This is a genomic window from Streptomyces sp. NRRL F-6492, from assembly GCF_001280125.1.
Lineage (GTDB): Bacteria > Actinomycetota > Actinomycetes > Streptomycetales > Streptomycetaceae > Streptomyces.
Genome location: NZ_LGEG01000005.1, coordinates 1 through 21,763 on the forward strand (window position 1 = coordinate 1; position 21,763 = coordinate 21,763).

Consider the following 21,763-nt stretch of genomic DNA (forward strand, 5'->3'; position numbering starts at 1 on the left):
CCCCTGCCGCGACCCGCCCGCCCTCCGCCGCCTCCACGGCCCGCAGGAACTCCGCGTACTCCGCGCTCGCCCCCGCGGCCATCGCGTCCAACTCGGCCCGCCCCCGCGCGAGCAGCGCCCCGGCGCCCCGGCCGCCCGCCTCCTCCGCCACGACCCGCTCCAACAGCCCTTCGGCCTCGGCCCGGTGACTCTCCCTCATCCGCGTTCCCCCTCCGCACGCACCCGACGAAACGGCCCCAGTCTCCTGCGTGACGCGCTCGGGCGCGAGGGAGCGTGGTGAGGGGAGGAGGCGACGCCCACGACGACCGGCCCTCCCGGTAGGTTCGGTTCGACGCCGCACCCTCCCGGACGACGAGGAAAGGGACGCACCGGTGCACGACGAGGCCCCCGTAGGGACGTCACCCTCCGGGCCACGCTCGACCAGCGGGTGGCCGCGCCCCGCGGCGGTCTCCTCGTCCACCGGTTCCGCACCGCGACCGACCTCCTCTTCTCCACGGGAGAAGAGGAGTCGTCCGATTCCTGGGCGCTGATCACGGAGTCGATCGACGCTCTTCGCCGCTCCCCCGCCCACACCCGTCCCGGAACGCCGAACCGGTGGCTTCGAAGCCGGCTCGTGTGTCGGTCCTCTGCCCTAGCCTTGATCGAATAGGTCAAGAGGGGGGGGCGAGATGCCCAGGGTTCCCGAGAGCCGGCGTGTGGGACGCATGGCCGTGAACGAGGTGCGTTCGTTGCTGGAACGGAACGGCCACATCGTGCAGGAGATCGACGGCGCGAACGACCACGGAGAGGACCTGCACGTCACCTTCGTGCAAGACGGGCGGCGAACGGCGGACTCCCTGGCCGTGCAGGTCAAGGGTGGGGCCTCGACGCGCACCCGGCGGGGGCATCGCGTCCGGGTCGGGGACCACGGGGACAATTGGCGCGACGGCAGCCTCCCGGTGCTCTGCGTCGTCCATGATCCTGAGCGGGGCGGCCTCTTCTGGGCCAACGCGACTCGTCAGCTTCGCCGGGCCGAAGCGCTGCGCAAGACGTTGAAGTCCGTTGTCGTCCGGCAGGAGTCGGTGCTGGACGATTCCACTTCCGAGGCCTTCGTCCGGCGCATGCGGAACTACCTGGCTCGGGAGCGCGAGGGCGTCGGCAGATGGGCGGACATGGCGGACGTCGAGTTCGCGCCGAACGACATCGTCAAACCGTTCGTCAACGACTGCGGCGAACCCATGGTCTTCTGGCAGAAGCGCGGGGAACCCTTTGCGGTGTTGCTGCACCACGACCTCGACTGGGAGCCCGTGCGCATCCAGGAGCAGACGCTTCGCCTCCACCTCGTCCCGTCAGTCGGCGACATCATCCTCGACAGCGCGGAAGCGCACTGGCTCATGGGGTGCTTCAAGTCCACGGAGTGGTGGCGCCGACCAGCCACACAGGGCGATCTCGCCTGACCACCGGCACTTCTTGGAACTCCCCGGCTGCTGCCGGTCGAGCCGAGCTTCCCGTGTGTCCGGTCACGAGGAAGCAATCGTCCGGCGTGCTCAGACGGCTCCCAGGTCGACGGCTACGGAGAAGGGCGCGACAACTCTGACCGTACCGATGAACACCTCACCGTCCCGATAAGCCGTGGTGGCGGGGTCGAGAACGTGCGTATAGACGATCGGGACCCCGGTGGCGGCCTGCTCGACCCGCCAGTAGAAGGGGACGCCGGCCTTGGCGTACTGGTCGACCTTCACGATCCGGTCCGTGGTCTCCGAACCGGGCGAGACGATCTCGACGACCAGAAGGACGTGCTCGGGGCGCGTGGGCGTGAGGTCGATGGTCTCGGCGCGGTAGACGGTGACGTCCGGACGGCGGTTGGTGAGCGGGACGTCCTGCAGACGTACGTCGAAGTCCGTGTCGGCGTTCCAGTCCGGGCCCGCGGCGGCGTCCAGGGCGTTGGCCAGGATGCGGGCCAGCCGGTTGTGCCGCTTCGAGGCGCTCGGGCTCACGACGACCATTCCGTCCACGATCTCGATGCCGGCGCACTGCTCCTCGGACCAGGAGTCGTACTGCTCCGCGCTGATCTGTGAATGCATCCACGCGGGCGCCACCATCTCGGCGGACATGGTGTACCTCCTTCGAGGAGCCCCGGCAGGCCGGGCGCTGCTGCGCCCAGCCTACTGTTGCGGGACGCAGGACCGCCCGGTGCGGCGGAACGTCGGTGGGCTCGCGCCGCTTTCGCCGGCCGCCTCGGGTGCTGTGAGAGGCTGGATCGCATGAACCGGCTGGCTGGTGTGACCTCCCCGTATCTGCTGCAGCACGCTGACAATCCGGTCGACTGGTGGCCCTGGGGCCCGGAGGCGTTCGAGGAAGCGCGTCGCCGTGACGTGCCCGTGCTGCTGTCGGTCGGCTACTCCGCGTGCCACTGGTGCCACGTCATGGCCCACGAGTCCTTCGAGGACGACGCCACCGCCGCCCTGGTCAACGACAACTTCGTCGCCGTCAAGGTCGACCGCGAGGAGCGGCCCGACGTCGACGCCGTCTACATGGAGGCCGTCCAGGCCGCCACCGGGCAGGGCGGGTGGCCGATGACCGTCTTCCTCACGCCGGACGCCGCGCCGTTCTACTTCGGCACGTACTTCCCGCCCGAGCCCCGCCACGGCATGCCCTCCTTCGGCGAGGTCCTGGCGGGCGTCCGGGACGCCTGGGCCGGGCGGCGCGGGGAGGTGGACGAGGTCGCGGAGCGGATCGTCAAGGACCTCGCCGACCGCTCCCTGGCGTACGGCGGCGACGGGGTCCCCGGCGAGGAGGACCTCGCCCAGGCCCTCCTCGGCCTCACCCGCGAGTACGACGCCACCCGCGGCGGCTTCGGCGGCGCCCCCAAGTTCCCGCCGTCGATGGTCCTGGAGTTCCTGCTCCGCCACCACGCCCGCACGGGCTCCGAGGGCGCCCTCCAGATGGCCTCCGACACCTGCGAGGCCATGGCCCGCGGCGGCATCTACGACCAGCTCGGCGGCGGCTTCGCCCGCTACGCCGTCGACCGCACCTGGACGGTCCCGCACTTCGAGAAGATGCTGTACGACAACGCCCTGCTCTGCCGGGTGTACGCGCACCTGTGGAAGGCCACCGGCAGCGACCTGGCCCGCCGGGTCGCCCTGGAGACCGCCGACTTCCTGGTACGGGAACTGCGCACCCCCGAGGGCGGTTTCGCCTCCGCGCTCGACGCCGACTCCGACGACGGCACCGGCAGGCACGTCGAAGGCGCCTACTACGCCTGGACGCCCGGGCAGCTCGCCGAGGTGCTCGGCCCGGAGGACGCCGCCGTCGCCGCCGCCCACTACGGCGTCACCGAGGACGGCACCTTCGAGGAGGGCAGCTCCGTCCTCCAGCTCCCGCAGGACGCGGGCGTGGCCGACGCCGAGCGGATCGCGTCGATCGCGGACCGGCTCCGCGCCGCCCGCGAGGAGCGCCCGCGCCCGGGCCGGGACGACAAGGTCGTCGCCGCCTGGAACGGCCTCGCGATCGCCGCGCTCGCCGAGACCGGCGCCCTCTTCGACCGCCCCGACCTGGTCGAGCGCGCCACCGAGGCCGCCGACCTGCTCGTCCGGGTCCACATGGACGAGGGCGCCCGCCTCGCCCGTACGTCCAAGGACGGCCGGGCCGGTGCCAACGCGGGCGTCCTGGAGGACTACGCCGACGTCGCCGAGGGCTTCCTCGCCCTCGCCGCCGTCACCGGCGAGGGCGCCTGGCTGGAGTTCGCCGGCTTCCTCCTCGACATCGTCCTCGACCGCTTCACCGCCGAGGGCGGCGCGCTGTACGACACGGCCCACGACGCCGAGGTCCTCATCCGGCGCCCCCAGGACCCCACCGACAACGCCACCCCGTCCGGCTGGACCGCCGCCGCCGGAGCCCTGCTCTCGTACGCGGCGCACACCGGCTCCGAGGCCCACCGGGCCGCCGCCGAAGGGGCCCTCGGCGTGGTCAGGGCCCTCGGCCCGCGCGCGCCCCGCTTCATCGGCTGGGGCCTGGCCGTCGCCGAGGCGCTCCTCGACGGCCCCCGGGAGGTCGCCGTCGTGGGCGACCCCGGCGACGAGGCCTTCCGGGAGCTGCGCCGCGCCGCCCTCCAGGCCACCGCCCCCGGCGCGGTCCTCGCCGCCGGCGCCCCCGGCGGCGAGGAGTTCCCGCTCCTGGAGGACCGGCCGCTGGTGGCCGGGGGCCCCGCCGCGTACGTCTGCCGCCACTTCACCTGCGACGCCCCCGTCACCGACCCGGAGGCGCTGCGCCGGAAGCTCTGAGCCGGGCCCGGAACGGCGACGGCCCCGCCGCCCCTCCGAGGAGGGACGGCGGGGCCGCGCCGGAACGGGATCCGGTCGCTCAGCCGTTGCCGGCGCCGTTGCCCGACAGGACCGGGATGTCGCTGAGGATGTGCGACAGCGGCTCGTCGCCCTTGGCCTGGGTGGAGTTCTCGACGCACTGCTGGTTCTGCGGGGAGGACAGGACGTTGATGTCCTGGACCGTGATCGGGACGAGGCCGATCAGCGAACCGGCGTTGACCTTGGCCGGCAGGCCCACGCACGGCTTGTTCAGCGAGCCCTGCACCAGCGCCAGCTGCGGGCTCATGTTGCCGTAGGTGGCGGAGTTGCCGTACACCTGGCTGGCACCGTTGCCGCTGAGCGAGGTGGTGCCCCCGTCGTCGGCGATCGCGAGCGCCTGCCCGGCACCCGTCGCCGTCACGCCGAGGACGGACGCGGCCACAGCAGCCGTAGCGAACAGCTTCTTCATCAGTTCAGGCCTTTCGGATACTGGCCCGCCGATTGCCGGGCCGCACTGATCAACCGGCCGGAATCCCGGAGGTTCCGGGAAGTCCACCGGACGGACTACGGGCAGATGAGCGAAATGCCTTCGCCCGCACCGTTTTTCGACCCGCTCGCACACAGGTGCGCGACGCGACATGAAGAGGGTGAATCACCCTCCCGCGGCCTTTGTGTAATGATGCGGGAATCGCAGCGGAAGGAGCGAAGATGGCGCCGGACCCCGGGAAATGGGAACGGATGGCCTTCATTCCGAAGAGCCGGTACGTGAGCGACCCGACCCCCGCCGACCGCACCCCTTTCCCGGTCTATTCCGCCCTGGTGACGCAGTGGACCCAGGCGGGCCGTGCGGTGCCGGGGATGCCGGACCGGGAGTGGGAGCGCCTGATGGCGGCCCCGGTCTGGCCGCGCTGAGAACGAAAGGGGCCGCTCCCGAGGGAGCGGCCCCTGACGCGTGGAGCGGGAACGTCAGTTGTTGCCGACGCCGTTGCCCGACAGGATCGGGATGTCCTCCAGGATGTGCGACAGCGGCTCGTCGCCCTTGGCCTGGGTGGAGTTCTCGACGCACTGCTGGTTCTGCGGGGACGACAGGACGTTGACGTCCTGGACGGTGATCGGGACGAGGCCGATCAGCGAACCGGCGTTGACCTTGGCCGGCAGGCCGATGCAGGGCTTGTTCAGCGAGCCCTGGACCAGCGCCATCTGCGGGCTCATGTTGCCGTAGGTGGCGGAGTTGCCGAACGCCTGGGTGGCGCCGTTGCCGCTGAGCGAGGTGGTGCCGCCGTCGTTGCTGATGGCGAGCGCCGGGGAGGCCACAGCGGCGATGGAGACGGCCGCGGCCGCAGTGGCCATAACCTTCTTGAACACGGGAGTTCCCTTCTAGAACCGGCTCCGTGCAGGGAGCCACCCCGTCAACAGGGAGCCGGACGCGGGGGTTCCGCCGTGTCACCCTCTTGGCGGAGCGCACGCGGCAGCGCGAAACGGGGTCCCAGTCGAACGGGTGAAGGGCCGGAACCAAACCCTCCGACAGCAGTTGAGCCGGTCGCATCAATCAGGTCGATTGGTGGGAACAGGAACGGAATCACCGTGATCAAGAAGATTGTGGCGGCTGCGGCTGTTGCGGCCTCCATCGTCGGCGCTTCTGCCGCGGCGGCCTCCCCGGCGCTGGCCATCGCCGACGACGGCGGCACCACCTCGCTCAGCGGCAACGGAGCCTCCCAGGCGTTCGGCAACTCGGAGACCGCGGGCGACCAGAGCCCGCAGCTCACCCTGGTCCAGGGCTCGCTGAACAAGCCCTGCCTCGGTATTCCGGTCAAGGCCAACCTCGGCTCGCTGGTCGGTCTCGTCCCGATCACCGTCCAGGACGTCAACGTCCTGTCCTCCCCGCAGAACCAGCAGTGCGCGGAGAACTCCACCCAGGCCAAGGGCGACGAGCCGCTGTCGCACCTCCTGGACGACATCCCGGTCCTCTCCGGGAACGGCGTCGGCAACGGCTGATCCGCGGCGCGTACGACCGGCTCGTCGTGACGGGGCCGGAAGGGAACTCCGTGTTCCCTTCCGGCCCCGTCCGTTTCCGGAACCGTTCCGCTCGGCCCTTCCCCTTCCCCCTCCCCCCTTCCCCCTTCCGTCTCTGTTCCGTGCGGGCGATTCCGTGCGCGCAATGGGGTGAAACAATCTCCTCCGGTGTTATTCCGGTTTCCTTTGCGCGGGATGTTCGTTGTGTTGTGTACAGCGGAGGCCGGGGAACTTCCCTCCCCGGGCATCACGAGATCCGTGAGAATTCTTCCGCCGAGGAAAGGATCCAGACGAAATGAACTGTAAGAAGGCTGCGGCCGTCGTCGCCGGAATCGTCCTGGCCATGGGTGTGGCGTCGCCCGCCTTCGCGGACGCCGACGCGGAGGGTGCGGCCATCGGCTCGCCCGGCGTCCTGTCCGGCAACGTCATCCAGGTCCCGATCCACATCCCGGTCAACGTCTGCGGCAACAGCGTGAACATCATCGCGCTGCTGAACCCGACCCTCGGCAACGTCTGCGTCAACGACTGACCCGACGCGGTACGCGGACACGCACGGGGCCGGCCCCGGGGAGCACGCGCTCCCCGGGGCCGGCCCCGTGTCGTGCCGCGACCGCGCTCAGCGGGGGGTGAGCCGGTCGGCGGAGGACTCCGGGGCGCCGCGCGGCGCCGGCGTCGCGGCGGTGGCCGGGCGCGCCCCGCCGGACGCCCACCGCCCGCGCAGCGCCGCCAGGGCCTTGCGCAGCAGGTGCGCGAGCCAGGCGCGGCCCATGGCGAGCGCGGGCAGCGGATCGTCGGCCGCCCACCACGCCCACTCGGTCCGCCGCCGCACCCCGCCGGTCTCGGCCGCGTACCGCCGGCGCGGGACGGCGAGCAGCGACAGCAGCGCGTAGTTCTCGGCCACGAACCGGCGCCCGTACGCGGGGGAGGGCGGGGGTACGGGGCGCCCGGTGAGGTCCAGGTGGAGCGCGCGGACCGCGTCCAGGCCGTCCAGGTCGGTGAAGAGCCGGAACTGCGCGCCGGGTCGGGGGTTGAAGTCGAGCAGGTGGTACGCGCCGGTCGTCCGGTCGAGCCGGAAGTCCAGGTCGCACACGCCCCGGTAGCCGAGCGCGTCCAGCAGGGCGCGGGCAGTCCGGTCCAGTGCCGGGTTCACGGTCCAGCGGCCCGCGGCGGTGAGCCCGGCCCCGGTGGGCCAGGAGCGCTCCTTGCGCCCGGTCGCCCCGGTCGGGCAGCGGCCCGCGGAGTCCACGTACCCCTGGAAGAACCAGTCCAGGTCGCGGCCCGCCGGGAGGAGCTCCTGGAGCAGCAGCCGGCTGCCGGCCTCCGGGGAGCGGGCGTACAGCTCCCGCACCTCGGCGAGCGAGCGCACGATCGAGGTGCTGCGCAGCCCGGCGCCGGCCGGCAGCAGCCAGGGCCTGCTCCACTTGGCGACCACCGGCAGGCCGAGCGCCCAGGCCATGGCGGCGGCCTCGTCGGCGCCGGTGGGGAGTTCGGTGCGGGGGTGGGGCAGGCCCAGGGCCGCGCAGGTCTCGGCGAGCGACGCCTTGTCGGCGACCCGCAGCAGCTGCGCCTCGGTCTGCTCGGGCAGCAGGAAGCGCGGGGCGAGTTCGGCGCGGCGGCGGGCCAGGGCGAGCGCGGTGACGTCGTCCAGCGGGACGGCGAGCAGGCGGGTCGACGGGCCGTCGGAGACCTCGTCCCCGACCCGGAGGAGGAAGTCGGCCAGCTCCGCGGAGGAGGCGGCGGCGGGGCCGGGGCGGGCCGACCGGAGGTGGCGGGAGCGGGCCACCGGACTGGTCCGCGATTCGACGACGGCGTGGACCGGAATTCCCGCCCGGCCCAGGGAGCGGACCGCCCCGAGGGTGCCGTGGTGAAAGGGGTTCCGGTCGAGCCGTACGAGGACGGTCGGGACGCGGGTGTCAAAACTCGGCACGGCATGCCCTTCGTCTCGGTGCACCAACCGGGCGATCAAATCCTCTAATGGACTAGCGAGCGAAGGAAAGCCGAGTTCACGGACGGCTTATTAGGAATACTTTCTGAACATCGGATTGACGATCCATCACCTGGCGTACGACGCGGAGGAGCGGCCATGAGAGCTGCATGCCGGAGAACTTCGAGAGCGTGGCTGGGGGTGTTCACCGCCGGTCTCCTCGCCTCGGGTTCCCTCGCGCTGTCGCCCCCCGCCGGTGCCGCCGCATCCGTGACGACGCGGGACGCGGCAGAGGTACGGGAGACGGAGGAGGTACGGGGTGCGGGGGAGGCGCGGGACCCCGAGTCGTCGGTCGCCGGTGCCATGGGGGCCTTCCTCTCCTCGGGCGCGTACGGGGTCGCCCGCATCGGCGAGCTCGAACGCTGGCTCGGCGGCCGCGAACTCCGCGTCGGCCACACCTACCTGCCCGGCGACCTCTGGAAGAACATCGAGAGCCCCCCGGGCTTCCTCGACGCCTGGGCGGACTGGCGCAACGAGAAGGCCGACCGCCTCTTCGTCCTCAACGTCCCCATGCTGGAGCGCAACGAGGCCCGCGTCCCCGACGCCGAGGTCCGCCGCCTGCTCCGGCTCGGCGCGGCCGGCTCCTACGACCACCACTTCAGGACCCTCGCCCGGCGCCTCGTCGACCTGAACGCGACCGACACCGTCGTCGTCCTCGGCTGGGAGATGAACGGCACCACCTACACCCACCGGTGCGGTCCCGACCCCGAGGCCTGGAAGGCGTACTGGAACCGCATCGTCACCGCGATGCGTTCCGTTCCCGGCCAGAAGTTCCGCTTCGACTTCAACCCGAGCCGCGGCCGCGACGCCGTTCCGTGGACCGAGTGCTACCCGGGCGACGACGTCGTCGACATCATCGGCATGGATTCGTACGACCAGCCGCCGGGGAGCAGTTTCGACGAGCACGTCAACGAGCCGTACGGCCTCCGCAAGCAGATCGAATTCGCCGCCGAACACGGGAAACTGATCTCCTATCCGGAATGGGGCCTCTTCCGGAACGGCGACAACCCGGAATACATGCGGCGCATGCTCGAATGGATGAACCTGCACAAGCCGCTGTACCACACGATCACCGATTACTGCCCGCACGGCGTCTGGCAGTGCGACGACAACCCGCGGTCGTCACTGGTGTTCCGTCAGATGCTGTACGGGAAGGAGCCGGAACTCCCGACGCAGCCGGCACCCGAGCCGACGCGGCCGCAGCCGGAACCCACGAAGCCGGAGCCGACGCCCACGCAGCCTGAGCCGAAGCCCGCGCCGACACCGACGCCGACGCCCACGCAGCCCGCGCCGACGCCGACGCAGCCTGAGCCGAAGCCCGTGCCGACACCTACGCCGACCCCGACCCCGACGCAGCCCGAGCCCGAGCCCAAGCCCGCGCCGACGGAGCCCACGCCCGTACCCCTGCCCACGCCCGTGCCTCAGCCGAACTGCTGGTCCCTCGACCTCGGTTCCTGGGTCGAGAGCTGGATCGGCGGGCCCGTCTGCGTCCCGAAGGACTCGTGGAAGGAGGAGTCCGGCCTCGGCTGGAAGGACGCGCTCAAGGGCGTCTGGCCCTTCTGACCCGGGCGGAGCTCATCCGCCGCCGTGGGGCGGGCGCCCCTTGACCCGGTCGAGCGCCCGCCCCGCCCAGGCCCGTTCCCGTGCCTGGCGGGCCGCCCAGCGCCGCGCGTCGGCCGCGCCCGCGCGGAGCCAGAGCAGCGGGGCCGTAGCAGGCCCGGCGAGGAGCAGCCGGCGGTTGCGCACGGGCTCCGGACGCCAGTGCTGCTTGTACGGCTCGCTGCCCCGCAGCATGCTCAGCGTGGCCCGCCCGCCCGCGCTGGTCTCCCGGGCCCCGTGCCGCAGCAGCATCGTCGCCACGTCGACCTTGCGGGCCCGCAGCTCCGGGTCGGCCCCGTACAGGTACCCGCCCGCCAGGCGCGGCGACATCAGGGTCAGGTCGGCGGCGACCACGTCCCCGGCCAGCCGGAACTCGGTGACCATCGCGTCCCCGCGCTCCACCATGGGCCGCACGGCCCGGGCCAGGTGCTGGGCGAAGCGCTCGCTGGTGTGCTCGGCGGTGACGCCCCGGCCCTGCCACTGGAGCCGGTGGAGCGCCAGGAGCCGGTCCAGGGCGGCCGGGACCTCCTCGCCGGTCACCACGCGCGCGTCGATGCCGAGCGCGTCCAGCTTCCGCAGCTTGGCCCGGACCCGCTGGGCCTTCCCGGAGGGGATCCGTTCGAGGAGGCCCTCCATCGGGACGGCGGGCAGCTCCAGGCACAGCGAGTCGGGCAGCCGCCTGCGCGGCCCCCGCCAGTGCGCGAAGACCCGTTCGCCGGCCGCGCCGGGCCGGACCTCCCGCAGGTCGACCACCGCGCCCCGGGCGGCCCGCGCGACCGCCCGGGCCAGGGCGGGCGCCGCCTCCGGGCAGCCGTCGTCGAGGAGCACGTCCGCGAAGTCGGTGATCGAACCGCCGAGCAGGGTGAGGACGGGCAGCGGACCCCGGGTCCGCGTCAGGGGCGCGGCGGCGACGAGTGCGCCGTCCCCGCGCCGTACGAGCACCACCCGCAGCGCACCGGGCCGCCCGTACGAGAGCCACCAGGAGTGCAGCCAGGAGTGGGACTGGAAGGGGGTGGCGGAGGAGCAGCGGCCGTACAGCGCCGTCCACTCGGCCGCGAGCCGCCCGAACCCCTCCTCGTCACGGCAGACCTCCGCCCGCAGGGCGCCCGCGGTCACACCGTCTCCGGCTGGTGCGCGGCCACCGCGGGGGCGGGCACCGAGGCCCCGGCCCGGCGGGAGCGACGGGACTCGCCGCGCGCGGCGGCGCGCTTCGGGCGGACGAGCAGGGCCAGGCCGCCGAGCAGGCCGCCCGCGCAGCCGCCGACGAGCGCGGCGAGCGGCGCGGACGGGGAGACCGGGTCGACGGGCTTCGTGGCGCGGGAGAACCGCACGACCTTCACGCCCGTGCTGGCCGCCACGTGCGAACTGTCGAGGATGAGCGCCCGGGCCACCCCGTCGGCCATGGACACGGCCTTCGCGGGCCGCTCGGCCCGCGCGGTGATCGAGATCATCGGGGCGTCCGGTGAGGTCTCCGCCGTCACCTTCTTCCGCAGCGTCGCGGCGGTCACCCCGGCCCACACCTGGGCGTCGCCGGTCACCGCGATGTCGGTGGCGACCCGCCCGTACGCCTGGGCGAAGCCGAGCGCCCCCGCCGGGTCGGACTTCCCGGCCGGTACGACGATGACGTAGCTGGTCGCCGCGTACTCCGGCGTCTTCAGGGCCCCGTAGCCGCCGCCGAGCACGGCCCCGGCGAGGACGGCGGCGGGCAGGACGGCCCAGCGGCCGGGGAGGCGGAGCCCGGCGGACGGGAAGGCGCGGGACGGTGTGGTGGTCTTCATGGGTCGGGCTTCTCTCAGTTCACGCGGGACGGTGTGCCGTGGACGGCCTGGTCGTAGAGGGACAGCAGCTGCCGGGCGCTGCGCGCGATGTCGTAGTGGCGGGCGGCCTCCGGCACCGGGAGCCGGGCGGGCCGGGCCCGGCCGAGGTCGCGGAGGGCGGCGGCCAGCTCGGGGACGCCGCCGCCGGTCCGGCGCGCGCCCGGGGCCGCGTCCGCCGGCAGGTCCTCGATCGCCGGGCAGGCCGCGTACCGGACGGGGAGGCCCGCCGCGAGCGCCTCGACGACCGCGAGCCCGAAGGCCTCGTCGGGGGAGGCGGAGACGAAGACGTCCATCGCGGCGAGCAGTCCGGGCAGCGGGGGCCCGGCCGAGCCGGCGGCCGGCGGGTCCTGGCAGGCGCCGGGGAGCAGCACCCGGTCGGCCGCCCCCAGTTCGCGGGCGAGCCGCAGCAGCCCCTCCCGCTCGCCGCCCTCCCCGACGAGCAGCAGCCGGGCCTCCGGGACCGCCGCCACCGCCCGTACGAGCAGGTCGAAGCGCTTCCCGGGCGCCAGCCGCCCCACCCCGCCGACGACGTACGCGTCCTCGGGGACGCCGAGCGCCGCCCGGGTCCGGCGGCGGGCCTCCGGATCGAAGGCGAACCGGCCGGTCTCGATGCCGTTCGGCACCACCCGGATGCGCTCCTCGGGCACGCCCCAGTCCGCGAGCCGGCGGGCCACGCTGGGCGAGACGGCGACCGTGGAGGTGCCGAGCCGCTCGGACGCCAGGTACAGGGCGCGGGTGCCCGCCGACAGCGGACGGCCCTCGATCTGGTGCTCGCCGAGGGAGTGCTCGGTGGCGACGATCCGGCGCACCCCGGCGATCCGGGCCGCCGTCCTGCCGTACACGCACGCCCGGTACAGATGCGTGTGCACGAGGTCGTAGCGGCCCTGCCGGACGATCCGGGCGAGCCGGGGGAGCGCCCCGAGGTCGCGGTTGCCCGTCATGCCGAGGTGGGTGACGGGGGTGCCGTCCGCCTCGATGCCCGCGGCGACCGCGCCCGGGTTGGTGAGCGTCACCACCCGGCCCTGGACGGGGAGGTGGCGCAGCAGGAGCCGCAGCTGCTGTTCGGCGCCGCCGATGCCGAGCCCGGTGATGACGTGCAGGACCCTCATCGCGCGCCCACCACGGCCGGCCCGTAGGGGACGGGGGCCTCCAGGTCGGCGGGGTGGCGGCGGCGCAGCGGGTGCAGCAGGCGCTTGGCGGCGAGCCGCCAGGAGGTGTCGTTCTCGCCGATGTGGACGCGGGGCAGGGCGTACGCGCCGGTGTGCGGCCCCGGGTCGATCGCGCAGGCGTGGCGGTAGCCGGCCCGGCGCACGGCGCGCATCGCGCGCGGGTCGACCCGCCCGTACGGGTAGCAGAAGCCCTCCACCGGACGGCCCGTCATCTCCTCCAGGAGTTCGCGGCTGCGCCGGGTCTCGGCGACGAGCGTCCGGTCGTCGGCCTCGGGCAGCGCCACGTGCGTCAGGCCGTGCGAGCCGATCTCCATCCCGGCGTCGGAGATCCGCCGGATCTCCTCGCGGGAGAGCAGCCGCTTGCGCGGACCGTCCGCGTCCCAGCCGTTCTCGCCGCCGAGCCGGCCCGGCAGGACGTACACCGTGGCCGTGAAGCCGTGCCGGCGCAGCAGCGGCAGCGCCGAGTCGACGAAGTCGGCGTAGCCGTCGTCGAAGGTCAGGCCCACCAGGTTCCCGGCGCGGCCCTCGGCGGTGGCGGCGAGCAGCTCCCGCACCGACACCCCGCGCAGCCCCCGGTCGCCCAGCCAGCGCAGCTGCCGGGCGAAGCGCGCCGGGGAGACGGTTACCCGGTACGGATCATCGGCGGTGTCCCCGATCGAGTGGTACATCGCCACCCACAGGGGCGGCCTCCCCCACGCGGGGAGGCTCCTTCGCGGGGGCGGGCCCTCCCGCGGCGGAAGGCTTCCCCGAGGGGGCGGGCTCCTTCGCAGGGGCGGCTTCGGCAGCAGACGGCTCAGCGCGGTGACGGCGGGCATGGGGGGTCCTCCGATAGGCGGAGCGGGGCAGGGACGGAAGGCCGGACGCCTCGGGGGCGCAGGCCAGGACGAGCAGGAAGACGCCGACGGCGGCGAGGGCGGCGACGGCGACGGCGAGGACGGCGGGGCCGATCGCGACCGAGCAGAGCCAGCCGGCCCCGGTGGCGCCCGCGCCGGCGGCGGCGAGCCGGAGCAGCCCCGTGCCGAGCCGGCCGGCCCGGACCGGGACGGACTGGCGGTGCGCGCCCCGCAGGAGCAGGACGGCGGTCAGGGTGATGCCCAGCGCGTTGGCGGCGGCGATGCCGACCGCGCCCCAGTACTGGGCGCCGGGCACGCCCGCGACGCCGGTCGCGACGAGCCCGGCGCCCATGGCGGCGGCCGGGTACCAGAGCGGGCGGGCGGCGGAGAAGTAGCAGCGGACCAGGGCGCCCACCATCGTCTGGCCCAGCAGGCCGAGGGCGTACACCCGCATGACGGCGGCGGTCGCGGTGGTGTCCGCCCCGCCGAACTCCCCCCGCTCGAAGAGGATCTCGACGATCCTGGGGGCGGCGGCGATCACCGTCGAGGCGCCGAGGAGCACGACGACGGCGGCGAGCAGCAGGTCCCGCTCGACCCGGTGGCGGGCCGTCTCCTCGTCGCCCGCCGCGAGGGCGCGGGCGACCACCGGGAAGCTGACCGTGCACAGCATCAGGGAGAGGATCATCGGCATCTGCGCGACCTTCTGCGCGTAGTTCAGGTGCGAGATGGCCCCCGCGGGCAGCGGCGAGGCGAGGAAGCGCTCGATCAGCGTCTGGGACTGGCGGCACAGCGAGAACGCGACGACCGGCGCGATCAGGCCGAGCACCAGGATCCGGCCGTCCTGCCCGCCCCGGGACGCCCGGGGCCGGGGCCGGGGCGCGGGCACGGCGCCGGAGCGCAGCACCCGTACCAGGGAGGGCGCCTGGACGAGGACCATCAGGATCCCGCCGACCGCGACCCCCACGGCGGCCGACCGCACCCCCCAGGGCTCGCGCAGGACCAGGATCGTGCCGATGATCCCCACGTTGTACGCCACGTAGATCATGGCCGGCGGCAGGAAGCGGCCGTGCGCGCGCAGCGCGGCCGAGCAGTAGCCGACCAGGGCGAACGAGAGCACGCAGGTCGCGGTGAGCCGGGTGCAGTCGACCGCGAGCGCCGGGTCGGGGAGGCCGGGCGCGAGGGCCGTGACGATCAGCGGGGCGGCGAGGACGAGGACGACGGCGGCGAGCCCGACGGCGAGGGTGAGCCGGGGGAGCGTGCCGCGCACGAGCGCGCGCACCGGGTCGTCGAACACGCCGTCGCCGCGCCGGGCCAGGGCGCGCGAGAAGGCGGGCACCAGGATCAGCGCCATCGCGTCCTCGATGAGCAGCGTCGAGGCGAACTCGGGCACCGTCCACGCCACCAGGAACGCGTCGGTCGCGGCCCCGGCCCCGAAGTACCCGGCCAGGATCTGGTCCCGTACGAGCCCGAGCACCGCCCCGACGGCGGTGAGCCCCGCCGTCACGGCCGCCGCCCTCGCCAGGAACCCCCGCCCCTGCGCCTCCCCGCCCCGCGCCCGGCGCCCGCGCGCCCGCCCGCGCGCGTGGGCCCGGCGTCCGGTGCGGGGGGCGGGGGGTGTCGTCGGCTGCGGTGTCGTCGTCGGCTTGACCGCCGCGGTCGCGGGTGTGGGTGTGGGTGTGGTCGCGGTCGTGCTCCCGGACCGGCCGCGCACGGCGACGGGGCGGGCCCCGGCGAGGCCGCCCGTGGGCACGGCGGCCTCCGGGGCCCACGGGGCGTCCGTGGGGCTCAGGGGCGAGGCCGACCAGGGGTCGGCCGCCGGGGTGCCGCAAGGCCGTCGGGGCGACCACGACGCGGGGCGCGGCCCGTCGGACCGCAGCGGGTCCGCGGGTCCCGCGTCCGTGGGCTCGGGTCCCCCGGCCCACGGGTCACGCACGTCTCGCCCCCACCAGCGACCACCAGGCCGCCAGGCCGAGCACGACCGACATCAGGACCGTCGAGGGGCCGCCGATGTCCGCGTAGAAGAAGTCGACGAGCTGCCAGACGAGCAGGCCCGTGGCGACGAGCGCGCAGTCCGCGCCGGGGCCGGAGCCGGGGCGGGTGCCCTGACCGGGCCGCCGCCGCAGCGCGCCCACCAGCAGCGCCGACCAGCTGCCGACCAGGGCGAGCAGCCCCACCAGGCCCTGCTCGCTCAGGACCAGCAGGTACATGTTGTGCGGGGAGAGCAGTGGCTGCCGCCGGAAGGCCGCGCCCGCGCCCGCCGTGTCGCTGCCCGAGGACAGCGCGACCGAGGCGTGCGCGTCGCGGTACCGCGGGAAGCCCTTCAGCCCGACGCCCGTCAGCGGCTCCGCGCGCCACATCTCCCCGGCCGCCGCCCACATCGTGTACCGGTCCGTCACCGACTGGTCCGGCGCCGCCGTCACCCGCGTGATGCTGGCGACCCGCTGCTCCACCAGGTCCGAACCGATTCCGAGGCCGCCGACGAGGACCACCCCGAGCGCCCCCGCCGCGAGCCCGACCCGCACCGCCCGGAGCGGCCCCGCCAGGAGCAGCTGGAGGGCGCAGGCGAGCACGGTCGCGATCCACGCGCCCCGGCTGAAGGAGAGGACCAGCGGAAGGAACAGCAGCCCCGCGCAGACGAGGGCCGCCGTCCGCGCCCGCCCCGGACCGCTGCCGAGCGCGATCCCGGTGACGACGACCAGACCGTACGAGACGACGGTCGCCATGCCCATCACGTCGGTGGCGCCGAACGTGCCGACGGCCCGGACGTCCTCGCCCTGGTACGAGGCTCCCGTGCCGGTCAGGTACTGGGCGACGCCCACCGCGCCCTGGAACAGCGCGAGCCCGGCCAGGGTCCAGGCGACCACGGCGAAGTCCCGCCGGTCGCGGACCGTCAGGAGCACGGCCGCCGGGACCAGGACGAAGACCTGCACGTAGCGGGCGACGCCCGGCAGGCTCGACGCCGGGTCGTTCGAGGTGATCGCGGCCAGGCAGATCCCGAGGACCGGGAGGCCGAGGACGACGGCCGCCGTGCGGGTCAGCGGCCGGGCCCCGCCGCGCACCACCCGCACCAGGCAGATCAGGACGAGGAGCCCGGAGGCCGCGTCCGCGACCGTGCCCGTCCCGCCGGTGCCGCCCTGCGCCCCGCCGCCGCCCGGGACGAGCAGCAGCGCGATCACGGCGAGGACCGGGGCGAGCACCCCGGCCCTGCGGAGCGGGTCCCGCGCCGCCGGGCCGACCACGGGCGGCGTCGCGACGGTGGCCATCCTCAGCTCCCCGTGGGTCGGACGAGCTCGGCGGCCGTGCGCAGCAGGATGCAGACGTCCTGCCACAGCGACCAGTGGTCGATGTAGTGGTTGTCGAAGCGGCAGCGGTCCTCGATCGAGGTGTCGCCGCGCAGCCCGTGCACCTGCGCGAGCCCGGTGAGCCCCACCGGCATCCGGTGGCGGGCCGCGTAACCGGCGTGGACCTTGCTGAACTGGGCGACGAAGTACGGGCGTTCCGGCCGGGGTCCGACCAGGCTCATGTCCCCGCGCAGCACGTTCCACAGCTGCGGCAGCTCGTCCAGGGAGGTCTTCCGCAGGAAGCCCCCGGCCGCGCTCATCCGCCGGTCGCCCGCCACGTTCCAGCGGGTCGCCGACTCGGTGTCGTCCGAGGGGCGGAGCGTACGGAACTTGAGCAGCGTGAAGTGGCGCCCGTACTGGCCCACCCGCTCCTGCCGGAACAGGATCCCGGGGCCGTCCGAGAGGCGCACGGCGAGCGCGCAGAGCAGCAGCACGGGCAGCGCGAGCACGAGCGCGGGGGCGGCGAGGGCGATGTCCAGGGCGCGCTTGGCGGTCAGGCCGCGCCGCTCGTCCAGCGGGACGACGCGGTGCCAGGCGTGCCCCCACATGTGCTCGCCCATCGGGCCGTCCCGGTGCCGGCCGCCGACCCGCCAGGTGGTGCAGCCGTACTGCTGGAAGAGCGTCACCAGGCCCGGGTCGTCGTCGAGGAACACCGCGTCGCGCACGGTGTTCTGGATGACGGCCCGGTGGATCTCCTCGGTCGTGGTGAGCACCGGGAGCCCTGCCTCCCCGGCCGGCCGGGGAGCGCCGCCCTGCTCGGGCACGCCGACGATCCCGACCGGCAGCACCCCGTACTCGGGGTGCTGGACGGCCGCCGCCGCGAACCGGCGCGCGTCCCCCGTCCCGCCGACGACCAGCGCCGACCGGGGGTGCGCCCGCGCGACCCGCCGCCGCCGCCCGATGACGAGGGCGCGGAGCAGGCAGACGAGCAGGACGTGGACGGCGTACGCGGCGCACAGCCGCAGCGGTCCGATCGCCAGGTGCGGGGAGAACGCGGCGACCCCCGCCGCCGCCAGGCACCAGGCGACCCCGGCGCGGGAGGCGAGCGCGGGCAGCTCGTCCAGGGCCCGGACGTGCGCGGCGGGCCGGTGGAGCCCGGCGTGCCCGTCGAGGACCAGGACGAGGGCCAGGACCGGCAGGACGAGCCGGACGTCGTGGTGCGCCGCGCTCAGGACCGAGGCGGCCGCGACGACCGCCAGGCCGTCGGCCGCCACGAGCGGCGCCCGCCCGGACCGCGTCCGGGAGCGGCGGTGGCGCGGCAGCGCGAGCCGGCCGGGGGCGCCGCGGGGCGGCGCGAGGGAGGCGAGGCCGAGGGCCTGGCCCTGGCCCGCGGCGGGCCAGGGGCCCGGAGAGGAGGGGACGCTGGTGCTTTCCGTGGTCACTGTGCGATCGGCTCTCTGTGCTCGGCCCCCCGCACTCCGGCCAGTTCGCGGTAGAGGTCCGCGACGGCCGCGCCGGTGCGCCGGACATCGAAACTGCTGAGTACGTGCTCGTGGGCCTCCCGGCCCAGGCGGTGCCGCAGCTCCGGCCTGCCGAGGAGGCGGCCGAGAGCGGCGGCGAGCGCGGCCGGGTCCTCGGGCGGGACCAGGCACAGGGGTTCGTGGGCGGGCGGCAGGCTCTCCCGTGCCCCGTCCACGTCGCTGACGACGACGGGCCGGCCGCTCGCCATGGCCTCCAGGGGCGCGAGCGCCATGCCCTCCCAGCGGGACGGCAGGACGACCACGTCGGCGGCCCGGTACCAGGGGACGGTGTCCCCGACGGACCCGGCGAACCGCACCGAGGGCCCGGCGGCGGCCCGCAGCCCCTCCGCGTCCGGGCCGTCGCCGACCAGGACGAGCCGGGCCGCGGGCACCTCCGCGAGGACGGCGGGCCAGGCGGCGAGCAGGACGTCCTGCCCCTTCTGGCGGCAGAGCCGGCCCACGCAGACGACCGTGGGGGCCGGGTTGCGGGGCGGTCCGTCGTTCGCGAACCGGGCCGTGTCCACGCCGTTGTGGACGACCGACCAGTCCGCCTCGACCCCGGCCGCCTCGCCGGTGCGGCGCTCGGCCTCGCTCACGCAGAGGATCCGGTCGGTCCAGCGGGCGCCGAACCGCTCCCAGCGCCGGGCGAGCGCGGCGGTGGTCCCCCGGACCGCCTCGAAGGACCAGGCGTGCGGCTGGTACACCGTGGGGATCCGGCCCCGCAGGACGAGCCGGGCGCACAGCCCCGCCTTGGCGCTGTGCGCGTGGACGAGGTCGGGGCCGACCTCGCGGACGAGCCGGGCCAGGGACGCGGTCTCGCGGACGAGGGCGGGGCCCGGGTCGCGGCCGGCCCGCCAGTCGTGGACCTCGGCCCCCTCGGCGCGGACGGCGGCGGAGAGGACGGTGTCGGGCGGGCAGGCGACCGCGACCCGCAGGCCGGCGGCGCGCTGGGCGCGGACGAGGTCGGCGACGACGCGGGCGACCCCGCCGTCGCCGGGCTGGACCGCGTGCAGGACGGTGACGGACCCCGGGTCCGTGTCGAAGGATGACATCACGTCAGCTCCGGACGTCCGCCCGGGCGACCGGCATGCCGCGGGGCCCGGCAAGAACCGCTGAATTCCGCATACAGGTTCTCCGCTTTGAATGAGAGGAGGAAGGGAAGACCCGCGAAGGCCGGGAGGGGGGAAGGTGTCGTCCGCACGAAATGGGTGAACGCGCGGCCGGCCCGGAAGCAACGTTCGGGAAAGTTATAACCCCGAAGCGGGGCGATAGTAAGCATTAGATGCCCGGTAGTCCTAACTCCCGTATCCATGTGGCCCGTTCCTCGTTGTGCGTGTTGCGCCATTCCGCGTCCGGACGCCCCCGTGACCCCCTTTCGGCCCAAAGGCCGGCCGGACGTCACCCGTTCGGGAGAGCAACCGATGGAAATCCGGGGCGTTGTTGAAGGAGTCGGACCGACCAGTCCGCGCAGTCCGATCCGTGTGAATTCGATCGAGGAGTACTTCTCCATGTCCCGTATCGCCAAGGCCGTTGTCCTGTCCGTGGGTGCCGCCGCCGCCGTCGCCGGTACCGCCGGTGCCGCCGCCGCCGACGCCGGAGCCGAGGCCGCGGCCGTGAAGTCCCCCGGCGTCCTCTCCGGCAACATCGCGCAGGTCCCGGTCCACATCCCGGTCAACGTCTGCGGCAACACCGTCAACGTCATCGGCCTGCTGAACCCCGCCTTCGGCAACACCTGCGCCAACGTCTGATCCGGCACGCCCGATCGGTCCTTTCGAGGCCGGTGCGCCCGCTTCCCGCCGGGGAGGGGCGCACCGGCTTTTCGCTTGTCGTCATGAGGTTCGGCACTCGCTCGGGCGCACTTCCGCGCGCCGCCCGGTGCAACGGCGTACGCCCCTTTCCGGGGCAGGGCGGAGAGGCGGATTCACCCGAACGGATGCGTGGCGCTCCGTAGTTCCGCGATCGCGGAGGGCTATAGCCGCAGGCCCTCCCGGGTGACGGCCGACGGGGCCGCGGGGAGGGGGAACGCGTGTGCGGTCGACAAATAGCACCGGTCTCATCGATCGGGTGCAGTGTCGAGAAATCCTTCCTCCCGGAGTTTCCGGGAAGCGCACTTCTCGTTACAGAAGGAGAACGGCGCACGGGATTCGCTCAAGAAGACTGTGCGAGAAGTGACTTGAAAGCACAGCGGAAGGATTCCTCCCATGAAGCCCACCAAGGTCGCCGCGGTCGTCGCCGGTTCGCTGATGGCCCTGGGTGCCGCCGCGCCCGCCATGGCCACGGAGGCGCTCACCCCCACCAGCCTGAACGGCGGCCTGGAGGCGATCGCCGCCAACGGCCTGAAGACCGACATGCTGAGCAGCACCACCGAGGGCTCCCCGGTGAAGGCCGTCACGGACACGGCGACCCAGCTGAACGAGACCACCAAGGGCGCCCCGCTGCTCGGCGGCCTCCCGATCCCCGGCGGCCTCCCGCTGGGCAGCCTCCCGCTGGGCGGCTGACCCCACTTCAGTACGGGCTGCCCCCAAGGGCATTCCGGAGGCCTTCGTGCCCCGTTTCCCACGGTCGGCTGATCGAATGATTTTCAGATCATCTGCCGTGTGGCCCATGCTCCACGCCCCGCTCCGGCTCCTACTCTCACGCCAGTCCCACGCGCACGTCGGTGGGCACCAGGCCGGTCGGAGCGAGGGGGGAGCCTCGTCGGCCTCTCCTTTTCTCAGAGGAAGAGCGGTATGCGGTCCATCATCAGCAGGAAAGTACTCACCGCGGCGGCAGCGACCGGAATCCTGTCGCTGAGCGGCGGATTCGCCCTTGCCGCGAGCTCCCACCCCGGCGCGGGCGACGGACCGGGCCCGGGTGCGGCCGGCCACGTCCAGAGCCCCCTGACGGCGGACGTCTGCGGCCGGATCGTGGAGAAGGGCGCCGCCGCGGCGGCGACCGTCGGGCACCTCTGCGGCCAGGCGGGAGGCCAGGACGACGGCGGTTACGGCCAGGACGACGGCGGGTACGGCGGGGACGACGACGGCGGTTACGGCGGGGACGACGACGGCGGGTACGGCGAGGAGCCCTCGCACCCGCCGACGAAGCCGCCGACCACCCCGCCGACGACACCTCCCACGACGCCGCCGACCACTCCGCCGACCACACCTCCCACGACGCCGCCGACCACACCTCCCACCACTCCGCCGACGAAGCCGCCGACGACGCCCCCCACCACTCCGCCGACGACGCCTCCCACGACGCCGCCGACCACGCCTCCCACCACTCCGC

The 21,763-nt window shown here is 74.3% G+C and carries 21 protein-coding genes and 1 pseudogene; 9 read left to right on the plus strand and 13 right to left on the minus strand.

The annotated features are described in order from the left end of the window. On the minus strand, positions 1–199 hold a 199-nt coding region (locus ADL08_RS02230; RefSeq protein WP_159048485.1), incomplete at its 3' end, for a hypothetical protein. A gap of 505 nt (positions 200–704) precedes the next feature. Between ADL08_RS02230 and ADL08_RS02235 the strand changes: the two genes are divergently transcribed. Then, positions 705–1,436, plus strand: a complete 732-nt coding sequence (locus tag ADL08_RS02235; protein WP_053640309.1) for a DUF4365 domain-containing protein — start codon at positions 705–707, stop codon at positions 1,434–1,436. A gap of 90 nt (positions 1,437–1,526) precedes the next feature. Here the strand turns inward: ADL08_RS02235 and ADL08_RS02240 are convergent, their stop codons facing one another. Beyond that, on the minus strand, positions 1,527–2,093 hold the full coding sequence (locus ADL08_RS02240; protein WP_053640310.1) for a Uma2 family endonuclease: 567 nt from the start codon (positions 2,091–2,093) through the stop codon (positions 1,527–1,529). A 150-nt stretch (positions 2,094–2,243) separates the two neighbouring features. Here ADL08_RS02240 and ADL08_RS02245 point away from each other — a divergent pair, with 150 nt between their 5' ends. Then, entirely contained in the window at positions 2,244–4,262 is a 2,019-nt protein-coding gene (locus ADL08_RS02245; protein ID WP_053640311.1) for a thioredoxin domain-containing protein, read from the plus strand. Positions 4,263–4,341: 79 nt separating this feature from the next. Here ADL08_RS02245 and ADL08_RS02250 read toward each other — a convergent pair whose 3' ends face one another. Continuing rightward, positions 4,342–4,749, minus strand: coding sequence for a rodlin (locus ADL08_RS02250; protein ID WP_053640312.1), 408 nt, complete (start codon positions 4,747–4,749; stop codon positions 4,342–4,344). Positions 4,750–5,045: 296 nt separating this feature from the next. Here ADL08_RS02250 and ADL08_RS02255 point away from each other — a divergent pair, with 296 nt between their 5' ends. Beyond that, positions 5,046–5,192 carry a hypothetical protein gene (locus tag ADL08_RS02255; RefSeq protein WP_163013977.1) on the plus strand — a complete coding sequence of 49 codons (147 nt, stop codon included), beginning with the start codon at positions 5,046–5,048 and terminating at the stop codon, positions 5,190–5,192. 54 nt (positions 5,193–5,246) lie between these two features. Here the strand turns inward: ADL08_RS02255 and ADL08_RS02260 are convergent, their stop codons facing one another. Continuing rightward, positions 5,247–5,645, minus strand: coding sequence for a rodlin (locus ADL08_RS02260; RefSeq protein ID WP_053640314.1), 399 nt, complete (start codon positions 5,643–5,645; stop codon positions 5,247–5,249). A 219-nt stretch (positions 5,646–5,864) separates the two neighbouring features. Between ADL08_RS02260 and ADL08_RS02265 the strand changes: the two genes are divergently transcribed. Beyond that, positions 5,865–6,275, plus strand: a complete 411-nt coding sequence (locus ADL08_RS02265) for a rodlin (RefSeq protein ID WP_053640315.1) — start codon at positions 5,865–5,867, stop codon at positions 6,273–6,275. A 313-nt stretch (positions 6,276–6,588) separates the two neighbouring features. After that, positions 6,589–6,822 (plus strand): chaplin, encoded by a 234-nt coding sequence (locus ADL08_RS02270; protein ID WP_053640316.1) that lies wholly within the window; start codon positions 6,589–6,591, stop codon positions 6,820–6,822. Positions 6,823–6,909: 87 nt separating this feature from the next. Here the strand turns inward: ADL08_RS02270 and ADL08_RS02275 are convergent, their stop codons facing one another. Further along, complete coding sequence (locus tag ADL08_RS02275) at positions 6,910–8,220, minus strand: ATP-grasp domain-containing protein (protein WP_053640317.1); 1,311 nt, start codon at positions 8,218–8,220, stop codon at positions 6,910–6,912. A 156-nt stretch (positions 8,221–8,376) separates the two neighbouring features. Between ADL08_RS02275 and ADL08_RS02280 the strand changes: the two genes are divergently transcribed. Continuing rightward, the gene (locus ADL08_RS02280; protein WP_053640318.1) at positions 8,377–9,840 is read left to right on the plus strand and encodes a glycoside hydrolase family 26 protein; all 1,464 of its coding nucleotides are present in this window, start codon (positions 8,377–8,379) and stop codon (positions 9,838–9,840) included. A gap of 12 nt (positions 9,841–9,852) precedes the next feature. Here the strand turns inward: ADL08_RS02280 and ADL08_RS02285 are convergent, their stop codons facing one another. The 8 genes from ADL08_RS02285 to ADL08_RS02320 all read right to left on the minus strand — a co-directional run bounded on the left by ADL08_RS02285 (position 9,853) and on the right by ADL08_RS02320 (position 19,548). Then, positions 9,853–10,992, minus strand: coding sequence for a GNAT family N-acetyltransferase (locus ADL08_RS02285; RefSeq protein WP_053640319.1), 1,140 nt, complete (start codon positions 10,990–10,992; stop codon positions 9,853–9,855). Next, entirely contained in the window at positions 10,989–11,654 is a 666-nt protein-coding gene (locus ADL08_RS36325) for a lipopolysaccharide biosynthesis protein (RefSeq protein WP_053640320.1), read from the minus strand. Before ADL08_RS36325 ends, ADL08_RS02285 begins: the two co-directional genes overlap by 4 nt. Before the next feature lie 14 nt (positions 11,655–11,668). Then, a complete protein-coding gene (locus tag ADL08_RS02295) occupies positions 11,669–12,802 on the minus strand; it encodes a glycosyltransferase (protein ID WP_053640321.1) in 1,134 nt (377 codons plus the stop codon). Continuing rightward, entirely contained in the window at positions 12,799–13,530 is a 732-nt protein-coding gene (locus ADL08_RS02300) for a polysaccharide deacetylase family protein (RefSeq protein WP_053640327.1), read from the minus strand. Before ADL08_RS02300 ends, ADL08_RS02295 begins: the two co-directional genes overlap by 4 nt. Continuing rightward, positions 13,499–15,445, minus strand: a complete 1,947-nt coding sequence (murJ, locus tag ADL08_RS02305) for a murein biosynthesis integral membrane protein MurJ (RefSeq protein WP_234351968.1) — start codon at positions 15,443–15,445, stop codon at positions 13,499–13,501. Before murJ ends, ADL08_RS02300 begins: the two co-directional genes overlap by 32 nt. A 175-nt stretch (positions 15,446–15,620) precedes the next feature. Next, the gene (locus tag ADL08_RS02310) at positions 15,621–16,958 is read right to left on the minus strand and encodes an O-antigen ligase family protein (protein WP_053640322.1); all 1,338 of its coding nucleotides are present in this window, start codon (positions 16,956–16,958) and stop codon (positions 15,621–15,623) included. A 2-nt stretch (positions 16,959–16,960) separates the two neighbouring features. Continuing rightward, the gene (locus ADL08_RS02315) at positions 16,961–18,418 is read right to left on the minus strand and encodes a sugar transferase (protein WP_053640323.1); all 1,458 of its coding nucleotides are present in this window, start codon (positions 18,416–18,418) and stop codon (positions 16,961–16,963) included. Beyond that, positions 18,415–19,548 (minus strand): glycosyltransferase, encoded by a 1,134-nt coding sequence (locus ADL08_RS02320; RefSeq protein WP_053640324.1) that lies wholly within the window; start codon positions 19,546–19,548, stop codon positions 18,415–18,417. The genes ADL08_RS02315 and ADL08_RS02320 overlap by 4 nt, the downstream gene beginning before the upstream one ends. A 456-nt stretch (positions 19,549–20,004) precedes the next feature. On the opposite strand from ADL08_RS02320, the gene ADL08_RS02325 reads away from it, so the two are divergent. From ADL08_RS02325 to ADL08_RS37495, 3 genes and pseudogenes are all read left to right on the plus strand, one after another. Then, complete coding sequence (locus ADL08_RS02325; RefSeq protein ID WP_053640328.1) at positions 20,005–20,244, plus strand: chaplin; 240 nt, start codon at positions 20,005–20,007, stop codon at positions 20,242–20,244. Positions 20,245–20,697: 453 nt separating this feature from the next. Further along, positions 20,698–20,994 carry a hypothetical protein gene (locus ADL08_RS02330; RefSeq protein ID WP_053640325.1) on the plus strand — a complete coding sequence of 99 codons (297 nt, stop codon included), beginning with the start codon at positions 20,698–20,700 and terminating at the stop codon, positions 20,992–20,994. A 231-nt stretch (positions 20,995–21,225) separates the two neighbouring features. After that, positions 21,226–21,763 (plus strand): annotated as a pseudogene (locus tag ADL08_RS37495) (hypothetical protein); the annotation flags it as partial.

What these genes read in the sequence shown, in the direction of transcription:
- ADL08_RS02310 (WP_053640322.1), bottom strand. Translation starts at nt 16,958, where the DNA reads ATGGCCACCGTCGCGACGCCGCCCGTGGTCGGCCCGGCGGCGCGGGAC.
- ADL08_RS02280 (WP_053640318.1), top strand. Translation starts at nt 8,377, where the DNA reads ATGAGAGCTGCATGCCGGAGAACTTCGAGAGCGTGGCTGGGGGTGTTC.
- ADL08_RS02325 (WP_053640328.1), top strand. Translation starts at nt 20,005, where the DNA reads ATGTCCCGTATCGCCAAGGCCGTTGTCCTGTCCGTGGGTGCCGCCGCC.
- ADL08_RS36325 (WP_053640320.1), bottom strand. Translation starts at nt 11,654, where the DNA reads ATGAAGACCACCACACCGTCCCGCGCCTTCCCGTCCGCCGGGCTCCGC.
- ADL08_RS02295 (WP_053640321.1), bottom strand. Translation starts at nt 12,802, where the DNA reads ATGAGGGTCCTGCACGTCATCACCGGGCTCGGCATCGGCGGCGCCGAA.
- ADL08_RS02235 (WP_053640309.1), top strand. Translation starts at nt 705, where the DNA reads ATGGCCGTGAACGAGGTGCGTTCGTTGCTGGAACGGAACGGCCACATC.
- ADL08_RS02270 (WP_053640316.1), top strand. Translation starts at nt 6,589, where the DNA reads ATGAACTGTAAGAAGGCTGCGGCCGTCGTCGCCGGAATCGTCCTGGCC.
- ADL08_RS02330 (WP_053640325.1), top strand. Translation starts at nt 20,698, where the DNA reads ATGAAGCCCACCAAGGTCGCCGCGGTCGTCGCCGGTTCGCTGATGGCC.
- ADL08_RS02245 (WP_053640311.1), top strand. Translation starts at nt 2,244, where the DNA reads ATGAACCGGCTGGCTGGTGTGACCTCCCCGTATCTGCTGCAGCACGCT.
- ADL08_RS02300 (WP_053640327.1), bottom strand. Translation starts at nt 13,530, where the DNA reads ATGTACCACTCGATCGGGGACACCGCCGATGATCCGTACCGGGTAACC.
- ADL08_RS02250 (WP_053640312.1), bottom strand. Translation starts at nt 4,749, where the DNA reads ATGAAGAAGCTGTTCGCTACGGCTGCTGTGGCCGCGTCCGTCCTCGGC.
- ADL08_RS02320 (WP_053640324.1), bottom strand. Translation starts at nt 19,548, where the DNA reads ATGTCATCCTTCGACACGGACCCGGGGTCCGTCACCGTCCTGCACGCG.
- ADL08_RS02240 (WP_053640310.1), bottom strand. Translation starts at nt 2,093, where the DNA reads ATGTCCGCCGAGATGGTGGCGCCCGCGTGGATGCATTCACAGATCAGC.